This is a genomic window from Ensifer sp. CCNWLY38 (assembly GCF_037120565.1).
Lineage (GTDB): Bacteria > Pseudomonadota > Alphaproteobacteria > Rhizobiales > Rhizobiaceae > Ensifer > Ensifer adhaerens_H.
This window is the reverse complement of record NZ_JBBBBO010000002.1, coordinates 430,624-456,838: the sequence shown is the minus strand read 5'-3', so window position 1 is coordinate 456,838 and position 26,215 is coordinate 430,624. Positions and strand designations below refer to the sequence as shown.

Here is a 26,215-nt window from a genome sequence, read left to right as displayed (position 1 = left end):
CAATTCCCGACGGAAAACCGTTTCACACTTTTCCTGGAATTGCCCTAGATGCCGGCATACCAGTCGTAGCCGAGATCCTCCCAGAACCCGCCGCGCCCGCGACCAAAGGCCGAAAGATCGGCGACCACTTCGATCGCGCGGATGTATTTCGCCATCTTGTAGCCGAGTTGGCGCTCGATGCGCACACGCAACGGCGCGCCGTTGGCGACCGGCAGCGCAGAGCCGTTCAGGCCATAGGCCAGGATCGTCTGCGGATGGCGGGCGTCGATCATGTCGATCGATTCGTAATAGGCTGCCGAGCCCGCAAGCCCGAGCGACATGCTGTCGAAACAATGGAAGACGACGTAACGCGCGTCGCTCTTCACGCGCGCCTCATCCAGCACTCGGGCCAACGGCACGCCCGTCCACTTGGCGATGCAACTCCAACCTTCGACGCAGTCATGCCGCGTGATCTGCGTGCGCGACGGCATGTTGCGGAGTTCGTCGAGCGTCAGTTGCATCGGTCGATCCACAAGCCCCGAGACATTGAGCCGATAGGCAGCAAACTCCGTGTCCTGCAGCGCGAGATAAGTCGGGTCGGTCGGGTCCGTTGAGCCGTTTGGCCGCTGCCCCTGGCGGATCTCGCTTTCCGGGAACTCTGGCGCGAGCTGATCCGCGGGGATCAAAAACCGCTGCAACCGGTAGGTCAGTGTGTTGGCCGAGGCGAGAAAGCCACGCACCGGATCGCCGCCTTCAAGCATCCCGTCGAGCATGTCGCAGCCGGCAAGCGGAATGGTGGATGCAGCCACCCCGGCGACGCCCAGGAAACGGCGGCGACTGACGAACAAGCGTGTCATCTCGCATTCCCTCCCTTGTGTCGGTCACCGAGACGGTAGCGGCCGGTAATCATCGACCGCATCTCGTTGATCGGCCCGGCGGCAAACACCATGAACAGGTGCACGACGAAGAACCCGACGAGAAGGAGCATAACGACGAAGTGGATCGTGCGGGCCGTCTGCCTGCCGCCGAAGAGGTCGAGCAGCCAGGGCCAGGCGGCGTTCATGCCCGGTGACATCGTCAGTCCCGTCAGGATCATCAGCGGGAAAAACAACAGGAGAACAAGCACATAGGAGAGTTTCTGCAAGCTGTTGTAGCGCCCATCGTGGTCGAAGTGAAAGCGAAGATGTTCGGTCAAGGTGCGCGGCAACGCGCGGATATCGCTCCAGCCTGGAAGGATATCGCGCCTCAGGTGCCCATTGATCACGCTTGCCAAGAACCAGATGGCGTAGACCGTCGCAAAGACCCAGGCGAAGAAGAAATGCACGACCCGTCCCGTAGCAAGGTCCTGGTAGGACGGCACGGTCAGCCAGGCAGGAAAGGCCCTGTAGGCGCGTACCTGCTCGCCCCCGCTGACGCCGAGGACGCCGGTGGTATCGAAGTTTCGCCCCAACACAGTCGTTATACCCCGGACCTCGCCATTCCGGTCGCGACTCGGCTGGATTGAAAAGACGCCGTTGTCGAAGGCGAAACCGGATTGCTGGCCAATATAGAGCGCCGGATGCGCATTGAAGATTTGCAGGCCGCTAAGCAGCAGAAAGAAGAGGGCCGCCGCCCACGCCCAATGGGTAAGACGCGTGACTAGTCGGTGCCGCCGAATCGTCATTCTTGTCCGCGACCCTGTCGTGATCGTTTGGGGATCATTTTCCGTCATGTTCATGGGAAATCTCCCGTTTCCCATGACTATACGTAGGGCGGTCGGGACAAGTTTCACACGCGTCCGCTGCGCCCGGGAGAGCACTTCCGGCCGGTGGCTCCGACACGTCGGAAACCCCTGTGAACAATCGCCCCAATGGCCACAAAGAAGCCACAACATCCGGCGCTCGGAAACCGTCCGTTAACCATTTGCGCGCAAATGTGGCTTCCAGTTTCGGACGTTGACCCATCAAGGATCGTTTATGTTCTCGCGCCCCTCTTTGATCGCTCGCGGCACTGCCGCCATCGCGCTTGCGGCTACCGTCAGCGTTGCGACGCCAGCCCTTTCCGGCGCCAAGGACAAGGCCTTCTTCGAGAAGGTTGCCGGCCAGTGGAAAGGCCCGGGCGAGATCGTCGCCGGCAAATACAAAGGCACCAAGTTCACCTGCGATCTCTCCGGCGAACCGGTGGCTGGTGACGATACGGGCATCAAGCTCGACGGCTTCTGCCGCGTCGGCGTGTTCAAGCAGCCGATGTCGGCGGTGATCACCCGCAAGGGCAACAGCTACAGCGGCAAGTTCCTCGACGGCGCCGAAGGCAAGGGCCTCGATGTCGTTTCCGGCAATGTCGCCAAGGACAAGGTCGTCGTCGGCATTAACCGCAAGAAGCTGAACGGCGCCATGATCGCCCGCCTTCAGGACGACCAGACGATGAACATCACAATTTCGGTCAAGGTCGAGGAGACGATGGTGCCGGTCATCGGCGTCAGCCTCAACCGCCAACTCGATGCGATCGCCGTCGGCTCGATCAAGTAATCCCAAAGCACAGTCAAGCAACAAAGCCCCGGCAGTATTGCCGGGGCTTTGTTGTTTCAAAAAGGTCTCGTCGACTTGATGGGATCGGTCAGGCGTCCGCGCGCCACCAGGCCATGTCGCGATCGGCAACCTCGATGCCTGCCACATCCGCCCCACGCAACCACTCGCTGACCGTGCGGCCGCGCACCGGCAGGTCGGCGGCGATGTCGGCAAGCGGCATCAGCACGAAGCCCCGGTCCGTCATTCTCGGGTGCGGCAGTTCCAGCCGTGTTTCAGCCTGGGCCACCCCTTCATAGGTCAGAACGTCGATATCCAGCGTGCGCGGTCCCCAGCGCTCGTCACGCACCCGCTTCATCGAACGTTCGATGTCGAGACACGTATCGAGCAGAGCCTCGGGCTTCAACGTCGTCCTGACCTGAGCGCAGGCGTTGAAAAACCAGGCCTGATCGGTCTTTCCCCACGGCGGTGTGCGATAGAGCCGCGACACGGCCTCGACGACGCAGTCGTCGCGCGCATCGAGAGCCCGCAGCGCCTCGGCCATCGCCTTGCGCGGATCGCCGAGGTTGCCGCCGAGGCCGAGTGTTGCGACCCGCCAGCCCACCTCAGACGACATGCTCGACCGTCACTTCGACATAGTCGAGCACGCCGGGCACGGGCGCGTTCGGTTTGCGGATCGAAACCTTGGCGCGCTTGATCTGCGGGAACCGCACGCAGAGCGTCTTGGCGACTTCCAGCGCCAACGCCTCGATCAGGTAACGGCGGCGCCCCGTGACGATGCGCTCGATCTCCTGGAAGGCAATGCCGTAGTGGACGGTGTCTTCGATCGAATCGTCGACGAGCGCCGTTCCCTGCTCGACTTCGAGCTCGGCATCCACGAAGAAGCGCTGCCCGAGGAGCTCTTCTTCGTCGAAGACGCCGTGGCGCGCGAAGAAGGCACAGTTCTTGAGAGTGATGGTGTAAGTCGGGCTCATGCTTCTCCGTCCCGTCGGCTTTTCTGGGATCACGCTGGTATTGGGTCAGGCCGACCTAATTCAGGACATGATCGATTCTGATAAGTGGCAGTCGGATGCGGGCGAAGAGCCGCACACGCTTTTCCTCATACCGCTCTGGCCCTGAGCATAGCATCGGCCATGGCCAGCGCATCCCTGCTGTTTGCGACATCGTGTACGCGGAAAATCGAGGCGCCGGCAGCACGCAGCAGCGCGGTGGTCGCCGCTGTCGCTACATCTCTGTCGCCCGCCTCGCGGCCGCTCACCGCCCCAACGAAGCGCTTCCGGGACGTTCCGACCAGGAACGGAAGTTCGAAACGGTGCAACTCGGCAAATCGCGCCATGAGTTCGAGGTTTTCATCCGTACCCTTGGCAAAGCCGAAGCCCGGATCCAAGACGATATGGTCGCGCGTGACACCAGCGGCTTCGGCGATTTCGAGAGACCGTTCGAGGAAATGGAACTGATCGTCGATCACGTCGGCGAGCTTTTGCCGGTCGCGGCCCGTATGCATGATGCAGAGCCCTGCTCCGGTATCGGCGGCAACGGTCGCGATACCCGGCTCGCGCTGCAGGCCGTGCACGTCATTGACGATATGCGCGCCTGCCTCGACCGCCAGCCGAGCCGTCGAGGCCCGGTAGGTATCGACGGAGATCAGGGCATCGGTGTCGCGGCTGAGCGCGGAGATCACCGGCAGGATACGCGCCTGCTCCTCCTCGGCACTCACTGTCGCCGCATCCGGTCGCGTCGATTCACCGCCGATATCGAGGATCAATGCGCCCTCCTGCAGGCAACGCACGCCCTGCGCCGCCGCTGCAACAGCATCGATGAAACGTCCGCCATCGGAAAAAGAATCCGGGGTAACATTGACGATCGCCATCAAAACGCCACGCGGCCCGAGTTCCAGGCTGCGCCCATGCGCCAGCTTCCAGCTAAATTTCTGAAATGGATTGTAGGTCATTTTCCCTCACGATCCGCATTCGGCCGAGAGCCCGCGATTTGCTGTTGCGCCCGTCGTGGCTATGCCCCAAGCTTGATCGAAGTTCAACTGAAGAGAACCACGCATTGATGTCCCGAGTACGCGTCCCGTTCAAAGCCGCCCTCCTCGCTCTCCTGGTCGCCGCTCCCTTAAGCGCTGCGTCCGGCGAAACCGTGATCAACAAGAGCTTTTCCTATTTCACGATCGGTGGACGGACTGCGGAGGAACTCGACAAGGCGCTTTCAGCCAGCGGCCCGATGATGAAATCCACCGGCGCGCGCCACCCGGGCGCCACCCGGATAAAGTTCGGCGGCTCCATCACCTACGTCAGCCGTGGCGGCCGCTGCGCGGTCGGCTCGGCGCGCGTAACGCTCAGCACCCGCATCATCCTGCCGCGCTGGAAATACCGCCGTCAGGCCGGTCGTGACCTGGCCCTGGTTTGGGACACACTCTCGAGCGACATCAAGCGCCATGAGGAGCGGCACGCCGAAATTGCCCGCAACCACGCCCGCCGCATGGAAAAGATGTTCCTCGCCCTGAAGCCGGAAGCCGATTGCGAACGCATGCAGGCAAGCGTCGCGCGGGTGAGCGTCACGGCAATCGAAGCGCACGACAAGGATCAGGCGCGCTTCGATCGCACCGAAGCCGCCAACTTCGACAAGCGCATGATCCGGCTTTTGCAATACCGGCTCGAAGCGCTGCAGAAAACGCAACAATAGGTAGCGGCGCCCATGCCCTGAAGAAGAGCCTGACTATAGTCGGGCTCGGCGCGATTTCAGCGGCAATACCCACAGTATTTTATTGGTGAAATATAACGATGGCTGGCTGCCGCCGACTCATCTATATTGAAACCATGGAGCGAGGGGCCAGGATGAAGACTAGCCTCCGCCGAACGAGCGGGTTAAGCGCGGCGCAGTAGTTGTGCGAAGAGCTTAAATGTTGCCGTTACTTTAGTTTAGGCGACGTTGTTCAATATTAAAAAGATGAAATTGAACAGCGAGGCCAAAGTGGGTTCTCCTGGCGTGTCTTGGTGCTGCAGATGTCCCCTCCCTCATCTGTCAGCGATGCGCCCTCCTCGCCTCGCTTGTCCAACGACTGGCGAGGCGCTTTTTTTGTGCGTCAGCTACAAAGTGGAGGGTGCCAGAGGATGTCGCGCAAAACCGTGCAGCAGTTCTGCGACAACGACATGCGAAATACCAATTACTTAAGGCGCAAGGAGCGAATTTGAGAACTCACGGCGCGCTTTAGGCCTGACGCTCCGGCACATGCACGACGAGACCGTCGAGTGCGTCGCTCATCTTGATCTGACAGGAAAGCCGCGACGTCGGCCGGACATCATAGGCAAAGTCCAGCATATCTTCTTCCATGGCTTCCGGAGCGCCGACGACAGCCGACCAGCCGTCGTCGACATAGACATGACAGGTCGCGCAGGCGCAGGCCCCGCCGCATTCGGCTTCGATGCCGGGAACCGAATTGCGAACGGCATTTTCCATGACCGTCGAGCCGTTTTCGACATTAAGTTCATGGCGCGCGCCATCAAAGGCAACGATCGTAAGTTTTGTCATGTCTCTTTCCGGAATGAACTGCTGGGACTGGCAAGGCGCAAAGCCTGTTCAGAACGCACGCCGCTCGGGCGCAAATTCAGTGGAAGTTCTTCCAACAAATCCGCCGGTCAGTCAACAACGGCCATACTCCGTGCCTCGCGCGAAGCAGGCGCGAGGCCGCTATCTTGAAATGTGGGGCGCCGGGAGAGCGTTGGCCGTTTCCGGCGCCGTCGGGCCGCTAAAGCCTGTCGCGCAAAACTGCGCAGCGGTTTTGCGACAACGACATGCGAAATATCAAGAACTTAAAGCGCAAGGAGCGAATCTGAAAGATCGCGACGCGCTTTAGATCAGCGGCTGAGCTTCAATATGAAGAGCTCGGCCTCGAGCACAGCGGCCGAAAGCGTGTCGGAGAGCGATGCGTCTGCCGGGTTTTGCTCGATCGCGCCGGCAATGCTGGCAACGTCGATGGCGCCGACTGCAAGGGCCGCGCCCTTCAGCCGATGGGCGGCCTGAGCGCGAAGCGTGCTCTCTCCTTCGACGATCTCTTTCGTGACCTGGCGCGCCTGGCGCGCGAAAAGTTGCAGCACTTCTATTTCCAGTGCCTTGTCACCCATCGTCTGTGCCGCAAGGTGGGCGAAGTCGATCGGCTTCTTGCCGGTAGCTGCAGAGTTTCCCGGGGTGTCCGGAGCTTCGAAGGCAATCCTGAGGGCCGCCATGAGCCAAATTCCCTATTGTTTATTGTATGTTGGTCTTGTTTTCGGTGTCGCCATATAGCCCACACCTACACGCGCAAACTCTGATACACATCCTTTGCGGGTGCGGGCTGCTATCGGCTTAAATCGGGGCGCAATATGGGCAGGAATCTGGGAAGATGGTTAACGGCTGTTAAACCGTCTGATTTCCTTGTATTTTCTGGCTTTGGCACCGTTATCGCATTAAGATTTCATTAGGATTTTAATTAAGCCCGAGCGCTCATAATTGTAAGAACCCAGCTAATGTGTCACTACGATACGCTCAGGAACTTGCCTGCGTACGAAAATGGCAACCGTTCCGGTGGATAAGCTCAACTCGTGGTCCCTTTCGGCCACAAATGTGACTATCCGTCGAGGCAATGCAGTGTGTGATCAGTAGGGTATTGCGTAGATCCGATGCGCGTATCTTGCCGTCACAGCCCGCGAGGAAGAAGCCGGCCCGCCCGTTGTGCGCGAGCGCTGGCAGCTTTGTGGCTGGCAAAAGGTAATGAGGCGTATCCCTATGGCGACGAAAAAGAGCAATGAGTCAATCGACGAGAAGGCCTTCCAGGCTTTGGAAGCTGCCCTGACGATCGATTTCGACGAGCTTAACTCGAGCCCGAACGACAAGACTTCCTTGGATGATCCGGAGGAAAATGTGTCTCAGCCCGGCAATCAGGCGCCCGCGCCCGATCAGAATAAAAGAGCAAAGTCTCAACCGGAGCCATCCCGCGCGGCGCGTGCTGCCGAAGCGGCCAAGACGCTCGCCCCGGAACCCGCGCCCAAATCGCCTTCCCTTTCCGCCGCCAACGACGATGGCCGCCGTTCGCCGGCCGCGATGCTGCGCGCACTCGACGTGCGCTCCAATCGCGCCGCGATCCGGGTTGCCGCGCTGGTGTCGATCATCTGGGCCATCGCCGGCCTCGGCATTGCCAACCTGCTCTATGGACCGCAGATCTGGCAGATCCGCTCCCTGAGCGATCTTGCTGCGACGCCCGGCGCAATCGGCGTTGCGATCGGCATCCTGCTGCCGGTCATGCTTTTCTTCTCCTTCGCCATCATGATCGCCCGTGCGCAGGAGCTGCGCAACGCCGCCCGCTCCATGGCTGAAGTGGCACTGCGCCTTGCCGAGCCCGAAACGGCCGCAGCCGATCGCGTCATGACTGTCGGCCAGGCCGTTCGCCGCGAAGTCTCGGCGATGAACGAGGGTATCGAGCGCACCATCGCGCGTGCCACCGAACTCGAAACGCTCGTTCATTCCGAAGTCAACGCGCTCGAGCGCAGCTACAGCGAAAACGAACTGCGCGTCCGCACGCTGGTCCAGGAACTCGGCCTCGAGCGTGAAGCGATCATCGGTCATTCGGAGCGTATCCGCTCGGCGATATCTGGCGCGCACGGCAAGCTGAAGGATGACTTGGAACAGGCGAGCGACGACATCGCCTCGCGCATCGCGATTTCGGGCGAAGCCTTCGCCTCGCTGATCGACACGCGCGCCGCAGCCCTTAGCGAAAAGTCGGACACCGCCCTTCAGTCGATCGGCACCATGCTGTCATCCCGCACGGATGCGCTGCTTTCCGGCCTGACGGCGGCCGGCCTTGGCCTCAGCACCGAATTCGATACACGGCTCGACCAGCTGAGCGACACGCTGACGAAGCGCGGCGACGACCTGCTCAGCCAGTTCGAAACGCGCGCCTCCTCGCTCGACGCCAGCACCGAAAGGCTGAACGCGGCATTGAACGACCGCGCGCGCCAGCTCAACGAGACGCTGATCGCCCGCACGCGTGACCTCAATGAAAGCCTCAGCGTCGGCCAGCAGGCGATCACCGGCGGCCTCGATCATGTCCTCGCCTCGCTCAACGCAACGCTCGACGAGAAAGGCGCAAGCTTCCGTCAGAGCCTGCGTTCCAGCGCCGACGATGCGATCATGGATCTGGACCTGCGCGGCGGCTTCTTCGAAGAGAAGCTGCAGACCACCGTCGGCCAGCTCGCGACCGCCTTCGACGAGCGCTTCCACGAGTTTGCCTCGGCCTTCGACAAGCGCGCAAGCATGCTCGACACCAAGCTCATGGAAAGCCTGCACCGCATCAACGAGACCGTCTCCGGCGGCTCGGAAGCGATCGGCGGCGCGCTCGACAGCAGCATCGAGAAGATCGGCTCCGCCCTTTCCGACCAGTCGTTGACGCTGGCCGCGACGCTCGGCGCCACCCAGGACTTCATCGAGGAAACGATCACCAGCCGGACCTCGGAGCTCGGCAACCTGGTCGGCGATGCGCACAGCCGTATCGACAGCGTTCTTTCCGAGAAGACCAGCGGCCTCATGGGCGCCCTCTCCCAGGCGCAGGAGCGCATCGAAAACGGCTTCGGCCAGCGCGCCGACGCCCTTGCAAGCGCGCTCACCACCAGCGAACAGCGCCTGACCGAGGGGCTCGACACCCGCACCGCCGCTTTCGTCGACGGCCTGCACGCCGCCCATGCTCGCATCGAACAGACGCTCAGCGGCTCGACCGACGAAATCACCAGCGCGATCGCGGCCAGCCAGCACCGCCTGGACAACACGCTCTCCGAGCGCACGCTCAGCCTTTCGACCATTCTATCCATGGGCGCGGACTCGATCGACAATGCCGTCAGCGGCACGGCCGACCGGCTGGAGCGCGTTCTGTCCGAGCGTGGCGAAGCGATCTCCGAAGCGCTCACGAACCAGACGTCGGCCCTCGATGGCGTCCTCGCCGAACGTGCCGCCGCCATTACCTCGACGATGTCGTCGCGCGCCAATGAAATGGCCAACACGCTGAGCCGCCACGCCGAAGACGTGGCCGACAGCCTGACGTTCCGCGCAACGGCCGTCGCCGAAACCATGACCGACCGTGTCGGCGATATCGAACAGAAGCTCTCCGAGAGCGTCAACTCGATCGCAGAAAACCTCGGCGGCCGTGTCAGCCTGATCTCCGATACCCTCACCCAGACGAGCGCCCGCATCGCCGAGGACCTCAGTGGCCGCGTCGGCAAGATTTCCGACACGCTGACCGAGACCAGCGCTCACATCGCCGATGCGCTGACCGCACGCACGACCGAGGCGACCGCCTCGCTCGCCGGCAAGGCAGCCGAAATCGAGCAGACGCTGAGCGGCCGCGCCGAGCATCTGCGCGATACGCTGTCGTCGACGCACGAACAGATCCGCGCCACGCTCGATGACCGGATCAACGCGATCAACCTCGCCGTCGGCCAGGGTCGCGATCAGCTCGAAGGCATGCTGGCCGATCAGTCGACCGCTATCGCCACCACGCTCGCCACCAGCGCCAGCATGCTCGAAATGTCGCTGGAAGAGCGCCAGTCCGCGCTTGCCGGCGTCATCGACCGCAGCGGCGAAACGCTCGACACGCGCATGCGTTCGACGACGGGGCACATCGCAGAGCGCCTGGCCGAGACCGCCAACCAGATCAGCCTCGCGGCCGACAGCCTCACCAACCGCGTCGACATGTCGATCAACGGCATCAACGACCGCCTCGACGATACTGGCCTGCGCATCGAGACGAGCCTTGGCTCCCTTGAGGAGCGCATGCGCGAAAGCGCGGGCAACATCGGCTCGATCGTCGACGAAACGGGCATGCATATCGAAACCCGGGTCGGTGTGCTCGAAGATCGCATTCGCAACACCGTCGGTAATGTCGGCACGGTCGTCGACGACACCGGCGCCCGCATCGAAAGCAACCTCGGCGCGCTTGAAAACCGCATCCGCGGCAGCGTTGCCAATGTCGGCTCTGTCGTCGACGATGCCGCAGCCCGTGTCGAAGGCGGCCTCAGTGCGCTGGAAGATCGGATCCGCGGCAGCGTCACCAGCGTCGGTTCGGTCGTCGGCGATACCGGCACCCTCATTGAAAGTAGCCTCGGCGCCCTGCAGGACCGCATTCGCGGCAGCGTCAACGACGTCAACGCCCTGGTCGACGATACCGGCCTGCGGCTGGAAGTCAGCCTCAGTTCGCTTGAGGAACGCGTCCGTGACAGCGTCGGCAGCGTCAACGAGGTCGTCGACGGCGCCGGCCAGCGCATCGCCTCCAGCCTCGGCGAACGGGCGGGCGACATCGATCGCATGAGCGAGACGGCGGCAAGCCGGATCTCCGGCGCCATCGAGGCTGGTGCGGAACGCATCGCTGAACGTCTCGGCACCATGGATCGTGCCCTCAACATCGGTCTTGAGAACGTCAACCGGACCATCGAAGGCAAGGCCGCCGTCCTCGTCAGCAGCCTGCGTGGTGCGGTCAGCGAAGCGACGCAGGATCTGGACGCGGAAGCCTCCCGCCTCGAAGGCAAGACCACCGATCTCGTCAGCAATCTGCGCAGCGCAGTCGGCGACGTGGCTCAGGAGTTCGATGCAGAGACCGTCCGCATCGAGGACAAGGCTTCCGGCCTCGTCACCACGCTTCGCGGCGCGGTCGGCAACGTGGCCAAGGAGTTCGATGCAGAAGCCGTCCGCATCGAGGACCAGGCCGCCGGCCTCGTCACCACGCTTCGCGGCGCAGTCGGCAACGTGGCCCAGGAGTTCGATGCAGAGACCGTCCGCATCGAGGACCAGGCTGCAGGCCTCGTCACCACACTTCGCGGCGCTGTCGGCGATGTCGCTCAGGAACTCGGCGCAGAAGCCATCCGCATCGAGGACAAGGCTTCCGGCCTCGCCACCACCCTTCGCGGCGCCGTCAGCGACGTTGCCCGGGAAATCGACGCGGAAGCGGCACGCTCCGCCGAGATCCTCTCCAGGGCCGGCGACGACTTCGCTTCGGCGCTCGCGGCCCGTCAGGCCGAGTTTGCCAACACGATCGACCAGACGGCAGCGGCAACCGCCGCCCGCCATGCGGACCTTGCCAATACGATCGAGCAGAAGGCTGCTGCCAGCGCAGCACGTCACGCTGATCTTGCCCGTTCGATCGCCGACGCGGCCGATACGGCAACGGCACGGCTTGCTGCCACGCACAGCCAGATCGCCAGCCACGCCGACAACATCCACCAGGGCCTCGCCAACACCGAGAAGGCACTGGAAGCGCGCGGTGAAGCGATCCGCAACACACTCGACGACCGCACCCGCGAGCTCAACTCGATGCTCGCCGGCCGCTCGCTGGAGCTGTCGCGCCTGATCGACGAGCAGGCCCGCCCGGTCATCGACCAATATGCGGCAACCGGCCGCGAGGCCGCCGAACGCATCGCCGCCGTGACCCAGGAAAGCGCCGATCGCCTGCGCGCGGAAAATGCAGCCCTGGTCAACGCCATTGCCGAGCGCACGGGTGAAACGCTGAACGCGATCTCGCACCGCGCCGAGGAAACGGCAAAGGCGATGAAGATGGTCGAGAACCGTCTGCAGTCGACCGCCATGGGCCTGATCGACCAGCTCGCCAACAACAACGCTGCGATCGCCACGGTCATCGACCAGGCAAGCAACAACCTCGGCGAAATGGACCAGCGTCTGGAATCGACGATGGCCCGCGTGTCGGAATCGACCCGTCAGGCCTCCGACATGCTCTCGACCTCGACCCGCCTCATCGAGGGCAAGGTCGACAAGCTGTCCGACATTTCCTCCTCCACCCTGTCCAAGATCGGCGGCATCGTCGGCCGCTTCGAGGACCATTCGAAGGTGCTCGGCCAGGCGTCCGACCTGCTCGGCGCGGCCCAGTCGAACCTCGTCAGCACACTCGAAGAGCGCCAGGATGCACTGCGCACCCTGTCGGTCGGGCTCGTTCAGCGCTCGGAAGAGATCGAACGGACGATGCGTGCGCTCGAAGGCTTCGTCGATGGCGCCTTCCAGCGGGCCGAAGAACGCTCGGGTCTTGTCGCCGGCAACCTGCGCAGCGGCATCCAGCAGTCCTTCTCGGATGTTGGCCGCCTGCTGACCAGCGCCGAACAGCGCGCAGCCGAAGCAGCCGAAGCGATGCGAAACACGCTGGCCCAGGCCGGCGACGAAGCCGGTGCCTCGGTCGAGCAGGTCTTCAGCCGAGCCGAGGAGCGCTCGCGCCAGATCGCCGACACGCTCCGCTCCGGCGTCGAAACCTCGTTTGCCGACGTCAACAAGACGCTCTCCTCGGTCGAGGGCCGTGCGCTCGGCGCCTCGGAAGCGCTGCGCCAGGCGATCGCCAAGGTCGGCGAAGATGCCGGTGCATCGATCGAAGGCGCATTTGCCAATGCCGAGGAACGCTCCAAGGAAGTCGCCTCGCGTCTGCGCGGCAGCGTCGCAGCCTCGGTGTCCGACATCGAGCGCATGCTCGCCGAAAGCGGCAAGAAGTCCGACGGCGTCGCAGGGCAACTGCGCGACGCGGTTCGCGTCGCAATCGACGAGGCGATCGGACGCTTCAGCGGTGCGACCGACGAAATCCGTCGCTCGGCCGGCGAGATCCGCAAGGAACTCGACATGACCCGCGAGGAGCTGAAGCGCGGCGCCTTCGACCTGCCGGAAGAAGCCAAGGAAAATGCGGCGGTCATGCGTCGCGCCGTCGGCGAACAGATCAAGGCGCTGCAGGAACTGTCCGACATCATCGGCAAGTCCTCGACGCAGCTCGAGGTCGCCCAGCCGCTGCGTCAGCAGCCTGCCGCCGCTCCGGTCGCTCGTCCGGTGCAGCAGCAGCCGGCGCCGCAACCGGTCGTCCAGCCCCAGCCTGTTGCCCAGCAACCCGTGGCCCAGCAACCCGTGGCCCAGCAACCTGTAGCCCAACAGTCCGTGGTGCAGCAGCCGGTTGAGCAGCCGCGCCGGCAGGAACCGGCTCCGGCGCTGCGCGGCAGCCTCGGCATCGAACCGCCGGCCGTTCACCAGCCCGCGCCATCGCAGGCGGTGACCAGCGAGGTTGCAGAAGGTGGTGGCTGGATGCGCGATCTGCTGCGTGCGGCATCGCGCGAAGAGGCCCCCTCGCCGGCGCCGCAGCGCCCGGCCGAAGCCCAGCCTGCGGCCCGTACCGGCGACAGCCGCAACCCGCGCCATGTCGTCGAGTCGCTGAACTCGCTCTCGGTCGACATCGCCCGCGCCATCGACCACGATGCCTCGGTCGAACTGTGGCGCCGCTACCAGCGCGGCGAGCGCGACGTCTTCACCCGTCGCCTCTATACGCTGAAGGGCCAGCAGACCTTCGACGAGATCAAGCGCAAGTACGATCGCGAACCGGAGTTCCGCACCGCCGTCGACCGCTACATCGCCGACTTCGAAAAGCTGCTCGCCGATGTTGCCCGCAACGATCCGGACAAGCGCATCACCCAGACCTATCTGACGTCGGATACCGGCAAGGTCTACACCATGCTCGCCCACGCCGCCGGCCGCTTCAGCTAAGCGATCTCAGATACGGAACAAAGAAAACGGCCCCGTCGCGAGACGGGGCCGTTTTCGTTTGCGATCATCACGAAGCAAATCTGCTGGTAGCTTCCGCTGCCACGTTCCTTCGACGATGCGTTGTGGAGGGGCGATCCTCCGTGGCGGGGTCATCGCGGCTTGTGTCGGCTTAGTAGAACAGGCTTGAAACGCTTTGCTCTCTGGCCGTACGCGCCAGGGCTTCGCCTATCAACGGCGCGATGGTGATGCGTCTGATGTTGGGGGTCTCACGTTGCGCTTCGGTTTCGTGGATGGAGTCGGTCACGACCAATTCCTTGAGCTGGCTGGCACCAATGCGTTCGCAGGCACCTTCGGAAAGAACGCCATGGGTGATATAGGCCGAAACCTCCTTGGCGCCAGATGTCAACAACGCTGCAGCCGCGTTGATCAACGTGCCGCCGCTATCGACGATGTCGTCGACCAGAAGGCAGCTTTTCCCGGAAACATCGCCAATAATGTTCATCACTTCGGACACGCCAGCACGAGGTCGCCGTTTGTCGACGATCGCAAGATCGGTACCAATGCGCTTGGCGATGGCACGAGCGCGCGCCACGCCGCCCACATCCGGCGAAACGACCATTAAATTCTCGATGTCGTAGTGCTGCTCAATGTCACGGGTCATCACGGGTGCTGAATAAAGATTATCGGTGGGGATATCGAAAAACCCCTGAATCTGATCCGTGTGGACATCGACCGTTATAACGCGGTTGACGCCTGCAGCGGCGATCATGTTGGCTACCAACTTCGCCGAGATCGGTGTGCGACCAATGGCGCGGCGATCCTGACGGGCATAGCCGAAGTAAGGGATTACGGCGGTGATACGGCGAGCGGATGAGCGGCGCAGCGTATCGGCCAGGAGAAGCAACTCCATAAGATTGCCGTCGGCGGGGGCGCTTGTCGACTGGAGAACATAGACGTCCTCGCCGCGTACGTTCTCATGAAGTTGAACGTGGGCTTCCTGGTCGGCGAAGCGCTTGACCGTACAATCCGTGAGGGAAAGATCTAAGTGGTTGGCAACGGCTTCGGCAAGGGCGCGGTTGGAGTTACCGGTCACCAGCTTCATTAGCGCGGTCCTGTTTCAAGGAGCCTTCGGGAGCAGAAGTTTGAGCTCGGAGCACATTTAGAGACTTGTGTGTGAAATCACAACCCAGCGCTGTGCATTCTGCAAGATGATCGGTCTCCGTTGGACCGCGGCCTTGGCCCGCTTGCCGATTGCGGACGACGAACCTATTTACGCCGTCGTCTCCAAACCAGCCGGAGTCAATCCGCCAGCGTCGAGCCCGACGGGAGCTTGATCTCTCAACGCCAATGAACCCAGCGCCGACAAAGACCATGCAACCGATTGAAATCTGCGCCTGGTGTCCCGAATGGCCAACTCAGTTCGCCGTCAAGGCAAAGCTCATCCGAAGCGTGTTGGACGAGTACGCTATGCGCATCGACCACATTGGCTCGACGGCGATCCGAGGTCTGGCAGCAAAGCCGATCATCGACATTCAAATTTCGGTGGGCGACCTGCAATCCGTCGGAGTCCTGAGGGAGAGGATGACGGCCATTGGATACGTGTGGCGGCCATTGAATGCTGACTTGACCAAGCGCTATTTCCGAGAGGCGCCAGGCAACGAGCGTACGCATATTCATGTGCGCGGGCGCGGAAGCTGGAGCGAGCAATGGTCCTTGCTGTTCCGGGACTACATGCGTGCCCACACCCACGAGCACGCGCCCTATGCAGAACTCAAGCGTGCCTTGGCGGCGCAATACCAGAATGATCGGGTGGCCTACACCGAGGCGAAATCCGAACACCTCTGAACAATTATCCATCGTGCAGATCGCTGGGCGGCCCAAACCGGCTGGCAACCGGGCCCGTCCGACGCTTGACCGCAGGCGCCACAGCGAGCGCGAGCACTCTGCGGCCAGCGCCAGGTCGACCGGCTCCCAGCGGGGCCTGCATCCTGCCGCGGCCGGACTTCCAAAACAAAAGGCCCCGGACGAACCGGGGCCTTTTGATGGATCTCGATCAGAGCCGGCTTGAGCCGGCAGACGATCAATGTTCCTTGTTGGCGTAGACCGACTTCTTCGTGAGGTAGACGAGGCCGGTGAAGATCAGCAGGAACACCATGACCATGAAGCCGGTGCGCTTGCGGTCTTCGAGGTGCGGCTCGGCCGCCCACATCAGGAACGACGAAACGTCCTTGGCGTACTGGTCGACCGTCTGCGGCGCACCGTCATCATAGGTCACCTGGTCGTTGGAGATCGGCTGCGCCATTGCCAGAGCGGCAGCGCTCGCGAAGTACGGGTTGTAGTGCGTGCCTTCGGCGACTTCGACGCCCTGCGGCGGCTCCTGGTAGCCGGTCAGCAGCGCGTGGATGTAGTCCGGGCCGCCTTCCTGGTAGGGCCAGAACATGTCGAAGACGAACTGCGGGAAGCCGCGTTCGATGCCGCGTGCCTTGGCGATCAGCGAGAAGTCCGGCGGGGCTGCACCGTTGTTCGATGCCGCAGCCGCTTCCTTGTTCGCGTAAGGCGACGGGAAGTGGTCGGACGGCAGAGCCTTGCGGGTGAACATCTCACCGTCGGCATTCGGGCCGTCCTGAACTTCGTAGTTCGCCGCAAACGCCTTCACCTGTGCTTCCGAGTAGCCGAGGCCTTCGAGCGTACGGAAGGACACCAGGCTCATCGAGTGGCACGCCGAACAGACTTCGGCATACACCTTCAGGCCGCGCTGAAGCTGGCCCTTGTCATAGTGACCGAAGGGGCCGGCAAAGCTCCATTCCTGCTGTTCCGGCTTGTGGATCGGATAGTGAGGCGTACCGCCGCCGTGCTCCTCGCCGCCCTTCGCCTCTTCGGCGATAGCTGCACCGAGACCGAGACCAGCGACGACAGCGAGTGACAGAATGCCTGTAACAAGCTTTTTCATTGTTGTGGGTTCCTTATCAATCGCTGTTCTGATCAGGCGCGCGCGGCGGCCGGCTGCGCCTTGGCATTCTGCTTTTCCAGCACCGCTTCGGTGATGGAGTTCGGAATGCGCTTCGGCGTTTCGATCAGGCCGAGAACCGGCATGACGACGAAGAAGAAGCCGAAGTAGTAGAGCGTGCCGATCTGCGACATCACGACGTAGAGGCCTTCTGCAGGGCGCGAGCCGAGCCAGCCGAGCATGATGGCGTTGACGACGAAGATCCAGAAGAACAGCTTGTACCACGGACGGTAGACGGCCGAACGGACCTTGGACGTATCGAGCCAGGGCAGGAAGAACAGGACGATGATCGAGCCGAACATCACCAGAACGCCGCCGAGCTTGGAGTCGATCGGGCCGATGTTGAAGGTGATGGCGCGCAGCATCGCGTAGAACGGCAGGTAGTACCATTCCGGAACGATGTGAGCAGGCGTCTTCAGCGCGTCAGCCGGGATGTAGTTGTCCGGGTGGCCGAGGAAGTTCGGCATGTAGAAGACGAACCAGGCGTAGACGATGAGGAAGACGGAGACGCCGAGTGCATCCTTCAGCGTCGCATAGGGCGTGAAGGGAACGGTGTCGGTCTTGGACTTGACTTCAACGCCGGTCGGGTTGGTCTGGCCGACGACGTGCAGCGCCCAGATGTGCAGGACGACGACGCCGGCGATCATGAAGGGCAGCAGGTAGTGCAGCGAGAAGAAGCGGTTCAGCGTCGGCTGGTCGACGGCGAAGCCACCGAGCAGGAACTGCTGGATCCACTCACCCACCAGCGGGAAGGCGGTGAAGAAGCCGGTGATAACGGTCGCGCCCCAGAAGGACATCTGACCCCAGGGCAGAACGTAGCCCATGAAGCCGGTCGCCATCATCAGGAGGTAGATGACAACGCCGAGGATCCAGAGGATTTCGCGCGGAGCCTTGTAGGAGCCGTAGTAGAGACCACGGGCGATGTGCAGGTAAACGGCGATGAAGAAGAAGGATGCGCCGTTGGCGTGCATATAGCGCAGCAGCCAACCCTGGTTGACGTCGCGCATGATCTTTTCGACCGAGTTGAAGGCGACGGTCGTTTCAGCGGCATAGTGCATCGCAAGAACGATACCGGTCAGGATCTGCACGACCAGCATGACCGAAAGCATGGCACCGAAGGTGTAGGCGTAGTTCAGGTTCCGGGGAACCGGATAGCTGATGAAGCTATCATGAACGAGACGCGGCAACGGCAGACGGGAATCAACCCATTTCTCAATGCCAGTCGTCGGCGTGTAGGTTGAATGTTCAGCACTCATTATCAGTAGTCCCCTCAACCGATCTTGATAACTGTGTCGGAAACGAACGTGAAGGTCGGCACGTGAAGGTTCTCCGGCGCCGGACCCTTACGGATGCGGCCGGCCGTATCGTAGTGCGAACCGTGGCAGGGACAGAACCAGCCACCGAAGTCACCGGCCTGACCAAGCGGCACGCAGCCGAGATGGGTGCAGGAACCGATCATGACGATCCAGTTTTCCTTACCTTCGCCGGCAGAGCGATCGACGTCGCTTGCCGATGCGTCGGCCGGAAGGTTGGCATTGCGCGCAACCGGATCCTTCAGGTCGTCGAGCTTGACGGCCTTTGCCTCTTCGACTTCCTTCTCAGTACGGTTGCGGATGAAGATCGGCTTGCCGCGCCATTTCGCCGTCAGCGACATGCCGGGCTGCAGGCTCGAAACATCAACCTCGATCGAGGCGAGCGCGAGCGTCGAAGCATCCGGACGCATCTGGTCGATGAACGGCCAAGCGACAGCACCGGCGCCGACGACGCCTGCCATACCGGTAGCCAGATAAAGGAAATCGCGGCGAGTGGGCTCGCCCAAGGCCTCGCTTGAAGTGTCGTGTTCGCTCACGGCTAAACCATCCTCTCACGCAATGTTGCGGAAACCGCATCCGCCCCCGGCGAAATTCCTGCCCCTTGCGGTTTGATCCAGGTCAAGGAACCACGCCCTATTCATAGTGCTAACGCCCCCGCCGTTTTGCGCCTGCAAACACGACATCGGCACCAGAATCCGGAAAAATTCTGCGCACCCACGGCACACAGATTCCCCGTCAATCCGGCGCGTTCTATGCTTGATCGCAAATTATGTCCAGCCTTGACAAGGGCATGTGGGCAGATTGTCGCGGGGAAAAGCGCGGCCAATCGGCACAAGGACTTGACGGTCGCCAGTTAGGCTGAATTCGGGCCGGTAGAGCGGGCGTTGAAGCGGTCTTGAACCGCCCTACTCCGCCGCTTCCTCGCGGGCGAGAAAACCGCCCGACTGGCGCGACCAGAGCCCGGCGTAAAGTCCGCCGCGGGCGACGAGCTCCGCATGGGTTCCCTCTTCGACGATCCGCCCCTTGTCCATCACCACGAGCCGGTCGAGCGCCGCGATCGTCGACAGCCGGTGCGCGATCGCCAGCACCGTCTTGCCTTGCATCAGGCGGTCCAGATTGGATTGGATCGCCGCTTCGACCTCAGAATCGAGCGCCGAGGTCGCTTCGTCGAGCACGAGGATCGGCGCATCCTTCAGCATCACCCTTGCAATCGCGATGCGCTGGCGCTGACCGCCCGAAAGCTTGACGCCGCGCTCGCCGACATGGGCATCGAAGCTCTTGCGGCCGCGCTGGTCCTGCAGGCCGAGGATGAAGTCGTAGGCCTCGGCCTTGCGCGCGGCGGCAATCAGTTGCTCCTCGCTCGCATCCGGCCGGCCGAAGAGGATGTTGTCGCGGATCGAGCGGTGCAGCAGCGAGGTGTCCTGGCTGACCATGCCGACCTGGGCGCGCAAGGATTCCTGCGTGACCGCTGCGATATCCTGCCCGTCGATGCGGATGCGCCCGCTCTCAAGATCGTAGAAGCGCAGCAGCAGATTGACCAGCGTCGACTTGCCGGCCCCGGAACGGCCAACGATACCCACCTTCTCGCCCGGGCGAACCACGAGCGAAAAATCGTCGATGACACGCTCGCCCTTGCCGTAATGGACACGCTCGCCCTTGCCGTAATGGAAACGGACGTGTTCGAAGCGGATTTCCGGCTGGCTGACCTCAAGCTCTGCGGCATCGGTCTGGTCGACAAGGCCGATCGGCTGCGAGACGAGTTCGGCCGAGTTCTGGATCGTGCCGATGTTGCGCATGATCGAGTTGAACTGGGTCATCATGCGGCCGAGCAGCATGTTGAGCCTGAGCACCAGCGCCAGCGTGAAGGCGACGGCGCCGGAACTGATCGCGCCGCCGAGCCAGAGATGGATCGCATAGATGGCGATGGCCGTGATCATCATGCCGGAAAGCAGCGCCAGCGAAGCGCGCACCGCCGTCAGAAGCCGCGTGAACGGAATGACCGCGTGCTGGAACCGATCGAAACCGGAACGGATATAGCGGTCGTTCTCGTCGTCGCGACCGAAGAGCTTCAGCGTCTGGATATTGGAATAGGCATCGACCATACGGCCATTCAGCATCGAGGCCATCTCGGCCGTATCGCGGGCATGCTTGCGGATGCGCGGTACGAAGTAGCGGGCGAGCGCCAGGAAGACGACGATCCAGAAGGCGACCATGGCCGCAAGGCGCCAGTCGAGCTGCGCCACCAGCGCCATGGTCGAGGCCGTGTAGATGACGATGAACCAGACGACCTGCAGCAGCGAGACAATCAGATCGCTCGTCGCCTGGGCGCCTGCCCAGACCTTGGTAACGATGCGGCCGGAAAAGTCGTTCTGGAAGAAGGTGAGCGACTGGCGGGCCACATGCACATAGGACTGCCAGCGCACCAGATTGAGAAAACCGGTGATGATCGATTGTTCTTCGACGAGCGCCGCCAGCGACACCGCAACAAAGCGGAACACCATCACTGTCAGCAGCATGAACAAAAGTTCGGGGCCGTTCGCGGCAATGAGACCGTTCCAACCGGCTTCCGGCTTCACCGTGTCGAGAACGTCGACCAGCCGCCCGACGAAATAGAACAGCCCGGCTTCAAGCATGGCGACGAGACCGCCGAGCACCGCCATCGCAATGAACGGCCCTTTCGCCTGTCTGGCGTAGAACCAGGCGAAACCCCAGAGCGATTTGGGCGGCTGCAGGCGCTCGCGCGGCGCGAACGGCTTGATCCAGTTCTCGAAGAGGCGGACGATGGCGCTGAGCATGGTTCCGATATAGGCGGTTCGGCGGGAACAGCAATCGGTTTCCGCACAATTGCAGATTACAAATGCGTAACGTCTACTGCATGTTTCCTTAAATCGTCTTCGATTTAAGGACAAAAACATGCTGCAACTCAAAGTGATACAGCGGCCCGCCGCTCTTTCGAACGGCGGGCCGACGGCATCTTACTCCGCCGCCTCTTCCTTCTCGACGTCGTCGGCGATGAAACCGCCGGACTGGCGCGACCAGAGGTCGGCATAAAGACCGCCCTTGGCGACGAGTTCGCCGTGCGAGCCCGTCTCGACGATCCGGCCCGCTTCGAGGATCACCAGCCGGTCCATCTCCGTCAGCGTCGACAGGCGGTGGGCGATCGCGATCACCGTCTTGCCGGCCATCAGCGCGAAGAGGTTTTCCTGGATCGCCGCTTCGACTTCGGAGTCGAGCGCCGAGGTCGCCTCGTCGAGGATCAGGATCGGCGCGTCCTTGAGGAAAACGCGCGCGATCGCGACGCGCTGGCGCTGGCCGCCGGAAAGCTTGACGCCACGTTCGCCGACCTGGGCGTCCAGCGCCTTGCGGCCCTGGTTGTCCTCGAGCCCCTGGATGAAGTCCCAGGCGTTCGCCTTCTTCGCCGCGGTAATGATCGCCTCGTCATCCGCCTCCGGATGCCCATAGGCGATATTGTCGCGAATGGAGCGGTGCAGCAGCGAGGTATCCTGTGTCACGACGCCGATTTGGGCGCGCAGGCTGTCCTGGGTGACGGTGGAAATATCCTTGCCGTCGATCCGGATCGCGCCGTCCTCCAGGTCGTAGAAGCGCAACAGCAGGTTCATCAGCGTCGTCTTGCCGGCACCGGAGCGACCGACGAGACCGATCTTCTCGCCCGGCTTGATGTCGAGCGCCAGATGATCGATGACGCCCTTGGCCTTGCCGTAGTGGAAGCGGATATTGTCGAAGGCAATCGCCCCCTTCTCCGCCTTCAGCGCCTTGGCATCCGGTTCGTCGACGATGTCGTGCGCCTTTGTCATCATGCCGATGCCGTCATAGACCGTGCCGATGTTCTCGAAGAGCGCCGAGACTTCCCACATGATCCACTGCGACATACCGTTGATACGCATCGCCAGACCGACCGCAATCGCGATCGCGCCGACCGAGATCGCACTCGTCAGCCAGAGATGGATGCCAAGCGTGGCGATGGCAAAGAGTGCGATGCTGTTGTTGGCATAGACGAGGATATGGAACAGCGTCACCTTGCGCATCTGGCGATGCACGGTATCGAGGAAACTGTCCATGCCGTCGCGCGCATAGCCTTCCTCGCGGCCGGCATGCGAGAACAGCTTGACCGTGCCGATATTGGTGTAGCTGTCGACGATCCGGCCCGTCATCATCGAGCGCGCGTCGGCCTGCTCCTTGGAGATCTTCTGCAGGCGTGGCACGAAATAGCTGACGATGCAGATGTAGATCGCGAGCCAGATGGTGAGCGGGATAACGAGACGCCAGTCGGCGGTCGCCACGACCGCGAGCATGGTGACGAAGTAGCTGACGACATAGACGAAGACATCGAGGATCTTCATCACCGTTTCGCGCACCGCAAGCGACGTCTGCATCACCTTCGTCGCCACGCGTCCAGCGAACTCGTTGGCAAAGAAGGTCATGCTCTGACGCAGCAGATATCGGTGCATCTGCCAGCGGGCGATCATCGGATAGTTGCCGAGCAGCACCTGGTGCATGATCAGCGAGTCGATCGCCACCAGACCAGGCAGGCCGATGAGGACGAGCGCGCCCATCCAGAAGAGCCTGCCGCCCTCGGCTTCGAGGAACGTCTCGCGGTTGGCGCTCGACAGCCAGTCGACCATGTTGCCGAGAAACTGGAACAGCGCCACCTCGCCGACGGCGATCAGCGCGGTGCAGACCGACATGATCAGCAGCCACGGCACGGCCGGCTTGGAATAATGCCAGCAGAAGCCGAAAAGGCTTTTCGGCGGGAGCGTCGGCTCCTCTGCCGGATAGGGATTGAGGCGGGATTCAAACCAGCCGAACATTGCATTGCTCCTTCAGAGTATTTTGAAGGAAAGCGGGTTTCCCCGCATTCTTATGATGAAAAGGTCAGTCCGGAAATGCAGCCCGAAAAAGGGATTCGTCCTCCGGAGTCCCGGAAGCGCGTCGATCTCGTTTAAAAGATAGGTCGCGGAACCGGTCAGGCCAAACGGTGGCCCACTACTCCAGGAAGGCGTGTCAACATCAATACATTCATGTTTGCCTCCGTCGGTTCGCGTTGAAGTGGCCTGATCTCTACCCTTATTCGCGCCGGCATGCCAGATTGTCGCAGGCTGTTTCTTGCACATTTTTTCACCGTTCGGGTATCTGTTGCCGTTTCGGCACAGATTAGCGCCGGCAAAATCAGCGACCGCAAAAGCAGGCAGCGCCGAGCCTTTCGCAGCGGAGAACACGGATGAGTGCTTCATCGGATACGCCTCCTGATCTTCAGGGTATCGGCTTCGTCCTTCGCCGCCCCCGCGACGGTGATGTGGATGCGCGCCTGAGGCTCGGCCGCCATCCGGAAATCTACCGAATGTTCGGTGCGGGCAGGTCGTTTCCCGGCCTCTTCAGTCACGGAGAGGCAGCCGCCTGGGTTGCGCGGATCGCCGGACACCCGGCGGCCTGGATCATCGATCAGCACGGCCTCACCGGCGAAGTGAGGCTCGACAACATCAATCACGTCGATCGGCGCGCGAGCTTCGCCATCGGCATTTTCGATCCGGAACGCCTCGGCAAGGGGCTTGGCACGGCGGTCATCAAGCGGGTATTGGCCTATGCCTTCGATGAACTTGCCCTTCATCGGGTGTCGCTCAGAGTGCTCGCCTTCAATGAGCGGGCGATTGCCGCCTATCTCAAGTCCGGCTTCTCCATCGAGGGCCGCGAACGTGAGTCGGCTCTGATCGACGGCGAGTGGCATGACGACATCATGATGGGCATCCTGGCCGCGGAATTTGACGCGCGGCGCGATGCCCCCGGAAACGAGTGACCTGACGTGAGCAATCTGCGCATCGCCCTTTACCAGCCCGATATCCCCGGCAATACCGGCACGATCCTGCGCATGGCCGCCTGTCTCGGACTTGGCGTCGACATTATCGAGCCGGCCGGCTTCGACCTTTCCGACCGCAACCTGAAGCGCGCCGGCATGGACTACATCGCTTCGGTGGCGCTCACTCGCCATGTCAACTGGGAGCGCTTTGAAGAATGGCGCACGGCGAACGGGCGAAGGCTGGTGCTCGCCTCCACCAAGGCTGCCCTGCCCTATACGCGCTACGAGTTCCGCCCCGACGACATCCTGCTCTTCGGTCGCGAGAGCGCCGGCGTGCCCGACCATGTGCACGAGCGTGCCGACGGCCGCATCCTTATCCCGATGGCGGAGGGCCAGCGCTCGCTGAACATCGCGATATCCGCCGCGATGATCGCCGGCGAAGCGATCCGGCAAGTTTCTCCAGCCTGACAGCGTGAGCATTGCTACCTCCTTGGCTGTTGGTCGCGACCGGCGCCGCGGAAAGCGAAGCCGGTCCACCCTTGGTGGGCGACCCCTAAGCCGCCACCTCGTTGTAGGGTGCGCTCTTGCGTGCCTGTTTCAGAACACGCGCCCACCAGGTCAGCCGGTCCATCATCAAGAACAGCGGCGCGCGCAGTTCCTTGGGCTTGTAGAGGTTGCCGGCAGCGTCGAACTTCGACCACGCCTTGGCGAGCGAAATACCATCGCGCAGCGTCACCGTATGCAGTTCCCCGAAAACCTGGCGCAATTGCTCGACGGCGCGAATGCCGCCCGAGGCGCCGCCATAGGAGACGAAGGAGACAGGCTTTGCGTGCCAAGGCTCGTAGACCGAATCGATCAATTCCTTGAGCGCCGCCGGATAGCCGTGATTGTATTCGGGCGTGACGATGATGAAGGCGTCGGCCTCGGCGATCTTGCGCTCGAGCCACTCGCCCGGATTGACCGCAGCGCCCAGCCCACGCGAAGTCCTCAACCGCGCCGGATCGATGATCGTCAGGGTGAATGTCTCCGAAGACGAAAGTTCCCGGATCAGCCAGTTGGCGACCGTATCGCAGAAGCGACCCTGGCGCGCACTGCCATAGATCACGGCAAGGGTCATTTTCTCAGTCATGGGGTCACGCTCCTGTTGTCGACGTCATGGAGCCAATGCTATAAAACCTCAACAATAGTTGAGGTCAATAGCCATCATGACAATTGTGAAAAACAACGAATTGCGCCGCGAACTGACGGTCGGTGAAGTGGCGGAACGCAGCGGCATTGCCGTCTCCACCCTGCATTTCTATGAGGCCAAGGGACTGATCCGCAGCAACCGCACCCGCGGCAACCAGCGCCGCTATCCGCGCAGCGTGCTGCGACGCGTCGCCGTCATCAAGGTGGCGCAGCGCACCGGCATCCCCCTGTCGGAGATCCAGGATGCATTGTCGGTCCTGCCGGATGATCGTCCGCTGACGGTGGAAGATTGGGGCAGATTGTCCGAAAACTGGCGGGAACAACTGAACGAACGTATCGCCAACCTGATGGCATTGCGCGATCATCTGACGGGCTGCATCGGCTGCGGCTGCCTGTCGCTGCGTGAGTGTCCGCTGCGCAACCCGCACGACGTTCTGTCGATGGAAGGCGCCGGACCGCGGCTGATGGATGATGATGGCCACCCGTGAGGGCAGTGAAATGGGTCAATCCGCACTCGGCAGGCGGCGCATCGTAAACTCGATCTCGTCGCCATCGAGCTGCCGCCAGCTTTCGACCTCGGTCCAGTAGGCGGCTTTCGGCCAGGTATCGAACCATTCCCGTGCCTTCGCTCGGGCGGCGCTGCGATCGAGCCGAAAGGTTTCCCGCACGAAAAGGCCATCGCCTCGTGTCGGTTTGTCCCGGCGATGCCGGGCGATCTGCCGTCGCAAACCATCGAGCGGCGGGCCTGCAGGTATTCTTGCCATGGGCTATACCTCTGAAAGCTAAGATAGTGACGGCGCTCGACCTTTGCCAGAGGTTTGTTCTGCGGCTGGCTCGCGCTACCCATCAGCGCTCTGGTGCGACAGACCGC

23 protein-coding genes are annotated in these 26,215 nt (G+C 62.3%); 7 read left to right on the top strand and 16 right to left on the bottom strand.

Going from position 1 to position 26,215, the window contains the following annotated elements; genetic code table 11:
* Positions 1-44 precede the first annotated feature (44 nt).
* Together V7S54_RS06430 and V7S54_RS06425 are read right to left on the bottom strand one after the other, a co-directional pair.
* Entirely contained in the window at positions 45-836 is a 792-nt protein-coding gene (locus V7S54_RS06430) for a molybdopterin-binding protein (RefSeq protein ID WP_065373571.1), read from the bottom strand.
* Positions 833-1,642: a cytochrome b/b6 domain-containing protein gene (locus V7S54_RS06425; protein WP_065373748.1), complete on the bottom strand. Its 810-nt coding sequence runs from the start codon at positions 1,640-1,642 to the stop codon at positions 833-835. Before V7S54_RS06425 ends, V7S54_RS06430 begins: the two co-directional genes overlap by 4 nt.
* A gap of 292 nt (positions 1,643-1,934) precedes the next feature.
* Between V7S54_RS06425 and V7S54_RS06420 the strand changes: the two genes are divergently transcribed.
* Entirely contained in the window at positions 1,935-2,486 is a 552-nt protein-coding gene (locus tag V7S54_RS06420) for a hypothetical protein (protein ID WP_065373570.1), read from the top strand.
* Positions 2,487-2,574: 88 nt separating this feature from the next.
* Here the strand turns inward: V7S54_RS06420 and folK are convergent, their stop codons facing one another.
* The 3 genes from folK to folP form a co-directional block, all read right to left on the bottom strand.
* The gene (gene folK, locus V7S54_RS06415) at positions 2,575-3,099 is read right to left on the bottom strand and encodes a 2-amino-4-hydroxy-6-hydroxymethyldihydropteridine diphosphokinase (protein ID WP_065373569.1); all 525 of its coding nucleotides are present in this window, start codon (positions 3,097-3,099) and stop codon (positions 2,575-2,577) included.
* Positions 3,089-3,457: a dihydroneopterin aldolase gene (folB, locus tag V7S54_RS06410; protein ID WP_057248908.1), complete on the bottom strand. Its 369-nt coding sequence runs from the start codon at positions 3,455-3,457 to the stop codon at positions 3,089-3,091. The genes folK and folB overlap by 11 nt, the downstream gene beginning before the upstream one ends.
* A 125-nt stretch (positions 3,458-3,582) precedes the next feature.
* Positions 3,583-4,434 (bottom strand): dihydropteroate synthase, encoded by an 852-nt coding sequence (gene folP / locus V7S54_RS06405; RefSeq protein WP_065373568.1) that lies wholly within the window; start codon positions 4,432-4,434, stop codon positions 3,583-3,585.
* 107 nt (positions 4,435-4,541) lie between these two features.
* On the opposite strand from folP, the gene V7S54_RS06400 reads away from it, so the two are divergent.
* Positions 4,542-5,171: a DUF922 domain-containing Zn-dependent protease gene (locus V7S54_RS06400; protein ID WP_065373567.1), complete on the top strand. Its 630-nt coding sequence runs from the start codon at positions 4,542-4,544 to the stop codon at positions 5,169-5,171.
* A 525-nt stretch (positions 5,172-5,696) separates the two neighbouring features.
* On the opposite strand, the gene V7S54_RS06395 is transcribed toward V7S54_RS06400, so the two are convergent.
* Together V7S54_RS06395 and V7S54_RS06390 are read right to left on the bottom strand one after the other, a co-directional pair.
* Positions 5,697-6,017 carry a 2Fe-2S iron-sulfur cluster-binding protein gene (locus V7S54_RS06395; RefSeq protein ID WP_065373566.1) on the bottom strand — a complete coding sequence of 107 codons (321 nt, stop codon included), beginning with the start codon at positions 6,015-6,017 and terminating at the stop codon, positions 5,697-5,699.
* A gap of 326 nt (positions 6,018-6,343) precedes the next feature.
* Complete coding sequence (locus V7S54_RS06390) at positions 6,344-6,712, bottom strand: Hpt domain-containing protein (protein WP_065373565.1); 369 nt, start codon at positions 6,710-6,712, stop codon at positions 6,344-6,346.
* Positions 6,713-7,250: 538 nt separating this feature from the next.
* Here V7S54_RS06390 and V7S54_RS06385 point away from each other — a divergent pair.
* Positions 7,251-14,024 (top strand): kinesin, encoded by a 6,774-nt coding sequence (locus tag V7S54_RS06385; RefSeq protein ID WP_065373564.1) that lies wholly within the window; start codon positions 7,251-7,253, stop codon positions 14,022-14,024.
* Between the two features lie 169 nt (positions 14,025-14,193).
* On the opposite strand, the gene V7S54_RS06380 is transcribed toward V7S54_RS06385, so the two are convergent.
* On the bottom strand, positions 14,194-15,126 hold the full coding sequence (locus tag V7S54_RS06380) for a ribose-phosphate pyrophosphokinase (protein ID WP_065373563.1): 933 nt from the start codon (positions 15,124-15,126) through the stop codon (positions 14,194-14,196).
* Positions 15,127-15,395: 269 nt separating this feature from the next.
* Between V7S54_RS06380 and V7S54_RS06375 the strand changes: the two genes are divergently transcribed.
* On the top strand, positions 15,396-15,869 hold the full coding sequence (locus V7S54_RS06375) for a GrpB family protein (RefSeq protein ID WP_210183790.1): 474 nt from the start codon (positions 15,396-15,398) through the stop codon (positions 15,867-15,869).
* 235 nt (positions 15,870-16,104) lie between these two features.
* Here the strand turns inward: V7S54_RS06375 and V7S54_RS06370 are convergent, their stop codons facing one another.
* From V7S54_RS06370 to V7S54_RS06345, 6 genes are all read right to left on the bottom strand, one after another.
* Complete coding sequence (locus V7S54_RS06370) at positions 16,105-16,974, bottom strand: cytochrome c1 (RefSeq protein ID WP_065373562.1); 870 nt, start codon at positions 16,972-16,974, stop codon at positions 16,105-16,107.
* 32 nt (positions 16,975-17,006) lie between these two features.
* Complete coding sequence (locus tag V7S54_RS06365; protein WP_065373561.1) at positions 17,007-18,287, bottom strand: cytochrome b; 1,281 nt, start codon at positions 18,285-18,287, stop codon at positions 17,007-17,009.
* 14 nt (positions 18,288-18,301) lie between these two features.
* Positions 18,302-18,880, bottom strand: a complete 579-nt coding sequence (gene petA, locus V7S54_RS06360; RefSeq protein WP_057248898.1) for a ubiquinol-cytochrome c reductase iron-sulfur subunit — start codon at positions 18,878-18,880, stop codon at positions 18,302-18,304.
* Between the two features lie 369 nt (positions 18,881-19,249).
* Positions 19,250-21,139 carry an ABC transporter ATP-binding protein gene (locus tag V7S54_RS06355; RefSeq protein WP_336408398.1) on the bottom strand — a complete coding sequence of 630 codons (1,890 nt, stop codon included), beginning with the start codon at positions 21,137-21,139 and terminating at the stop codon, positions 19,250-19,252.
* A 180-nt stretch (positions 21,140-21,319) separates the two neighbouring features.
* Positions 21,320-23,173, bottom strand: a complete 1,854-nt coding sequence (locus V7S54_RS06350; RefSeq protein ID WP_065373559.1) for an ABC transporter ATP-binding protein — start codon at positions 23,171-23,173, stop codon at positions 21,320-21,322.
* A gap of 12 nt (positions 23,174-23,185) precedes the next feature.
* Entirely contained in the window at positions 23,186-23,596 is a 411-nt protein-coding gene (locus V7S54_RS06345) for a hypothetical protein (RefSeq protein ID WP_336408399.1), read from the bottom strand.
* Here V7S54_RS06345 and V7S54_RS06340 point away from each other — a divergent pair.
* Together V7S54_RS06340 and V7S54_RS06335 are read left to right on the top strand one after the other, a co-directional pair.
* Positions 23,584-24,156, top strand: coding sequence for a GNAT family N-acetyltransferase (locus V7S54_RS06340; protein ID WP_065373558.1), 573 nt, complete (start codon positions 23,584-23,586; stop codon positions 24,154-24,156). The two genes, V7S54_RS06345 and V7S54_RS06340, sit on opposite strands and share 13 nt — an antisense overlap.
* Before the next feature lie 6 nt (positions 24,157-24,162).
* Positions 24,163-24,624: a tRNA (cytidine(34)-2'-O)-methyltransferase gene (locus V7S54_RS06335; protein ID WP_065373557.1), complete on the top strand. Its 462-nt coding sequence runs from the start codon at positions 24,163-24,165 to the stop codon at positions 24,622-24,624.
* Between the two features lie 85 nt (positions 24,625-24,709).
* Here V7S54_RS06335 and V7S54_RS06330 read toward each other — a convergent pair whose 3' ends face one another.
* On the bottom strand, positions 24,710-25,285 hold the full coding sequence (locus V7S54_RS06330; RefSeq protein WP_065373556.1) for an NADPH-dependent FMN reductase: 576 nt from the start codon (positions 25,283-25,285) through the stop codon (positions 24,710-24,712).
* A 76-nt stretch (positions 25,286-25,361) separates the two neighbouring features.
* Between V7S54_RS06330 and soxR the strand changes: the two genes are divergently transcribed.
* On the top strand, positions 25,362-25,832 hold the full coding sequence (soxR, locus tag V7S54_RS06325; protein ID WP_065373555.1) for a redox-sensitive transcriptional activator SoxR: 471 nt from the start codon (positions 25,362-25,364) through the stop codon (positions 25,830-25,832).
* 15 nt (positions 25,833-25,847) lie between these two features.
* Here the strand turns inward: soxR and V7S54_RS06320 are convergent, their stop codons facing one another.
* Positions 25,848-26,108, bottom strand: a complete 261-nt coding sequence (locus tag V7S54_RS06320) for a hypothetical protein (RefSeq protein WP_057248891.1) — start codon at positions 26,106-26,108, stop codon at positions 25,848-25,850.
* Positions 26,109-26,215: the final 107 nt, after the last annotated feature.

What these genes read in the sequence shown, in the direction of transcription:
- V7S54_RS06430 (WP_065373571.1), bottom strand. Translation starts at nt 836, where the DNA reads ATGACACGCTTGTTCGTCAGTCGCCGCCGTTTCCTGGGCGTCGCCGGG.
- V7S54_RS06425 (WP_065373748.1), bottom strand. Translation starts at nt 1,642, where the DNA reads ATGACGATTCGGCGGCACCGACTAGTCACGCGTCTTACCCATTGGGCG.
- V7S54_RS06420 (WP_065373570.1), top strand. Translation starts at nt 1,935, where the DNA reads ATGTTCTCGCGCCCCTCTTTGATCGCTCGCGGCACTGCCGCCATCGCG.
- folK (WP_065373569.1), bottom strand. Translation starts at nt 3,099, where the DNA reads ATGTCGTCTGAGGTGGGCTGGCGGGTCGCAACACTCGGCCTCGGCGGC.
- folB (WP_057248908.1), bottom strand. Translation starts at nt 3,457, where the DNA reads ATGAGCCCGACTTACACCATCACTCTCAAGAACTGTGCCTTCTTCGCG.
- folP (WP_065373568.1), bottom strand. Translation starts at nt 4,434, where the DNA reads ATGACCTACAATCCATTTCAGAAATTTAGCTGGAAGCTGGCGCATGGG.
- V7S54_RS06400 (WP_065373567.1), top strand. Translation starts at nt 4,542, where the DNA reads ATGTCCCGAGTACGCGTCCCGTTCAAAGCCGCCCTCCTCGCTCTCCTG.
- V7S54_RS06395 (WP_065373566.1), bottom strand. Translation starts at nt 6,017, where the DNA reads ATGACAAAACTTACGATCGTTGCCTTTGATGGCGCGCGCCATGAACTT.
- V7S54_RS06390 (WP_065373565.1), bottom strand. Translation starts at nt 6,712, where the DNA reads ATGGCGGCCCTCAGGATTGCCTTCGAAGCTCCGGACACCCCGGGAAAC.
- V7S54_RS06385 (WP_065373564.1), top strand. Translation starts at nt 7,251, where the DNA reads ATGGCGACGAAAAAGAGCAATGAGTCAATCGACGAGAAGGCCTTCCAG.
- V7S54_RS06380 (WP_065373563.1), bottom strand. Translation starts at nt 15,126, where the DNA reads ATGAAGCTGGTGACCGGTAACTCCAACCGCGCCCTTGCCGAAGCCGTT.
- V7S54_RS06375 (WP_210183790.1), top strand. Translation starts at nt 15,396, where the DNA reads ATGCAACCGATTGAAATCTGCGCCTGGTGTCCCGAATGGCCAACTCAG.
- V7S54_RS06370 (WP_065373562.1), bottom strand. Translation starts at nt 16,974, where the DNA reads ATGAAAAAGCTTGTTACAGGCATTCTGTCACTCGCTGTCGTCGCTGGT.
- V7S54_RS06365 (WP_065373561.1), bottom strand. Translation starts at nt 18,287, where the DNA reads ATGAGTGCTGAACATTCAACCTACACGCCGACGACTGGCATTGAGAAA.
- V7S54_RS06355 (WP_336408398.1), bottom strand. Translation starts at nt 21,139, where the DNA reads ATGCTCAGCGCCATCGTCCGCCTCTTCGAGAACTGGATCAAGCCGTTC.
- V7S54_RS06350 (WP_065373559.1), bottom strand. Translation starts at nt 23,173, where the DNA reads ATGTTCGGCTGGTTTGAATCCCGCCTCAATCCCTATCCGGCAGAGGAG.
- V7S54_RS06340 (WP_065373558.1), top strand. Translation starts at nt 23,584, where the DNA reads ATGAGTGCTTCATCGGATACGCCTCCTGATCTTCAGGGTATCGGCTTC.
- V7S54_RS06345 (WP_336408399.1), bottom strand. Translation starts at nt 23,596, where the DNA reads ATGAAGCACTCATCCGTGTTCTCCGCTGCGAAAGGCTCGGCGCTGCCT.
- V7S54_RS06330 (WP_065373556.1), bottom strand. Translation starts at nt 25,285, where the DNA reads ATGACTGAGAAAATGACCCTTGCCGTGATCTATGGCAGTGCGCGCCAG.
- soxR (WP_065373555.1), top strand. Translation starts at nt 25,362, where the DNA reads ATGACAATTGTGAAAAACAACGAATTGCGCCGCGAACTGACGGTCGGT.
- V7S54_RS06320 (WP_057248891.1), bottom strand. Translation starts at nt 26,108, where the DNA reads ATGGCAAGAATACCTGCAGGCCCGCCGCTCGATGGTTTGCGACGGCAG.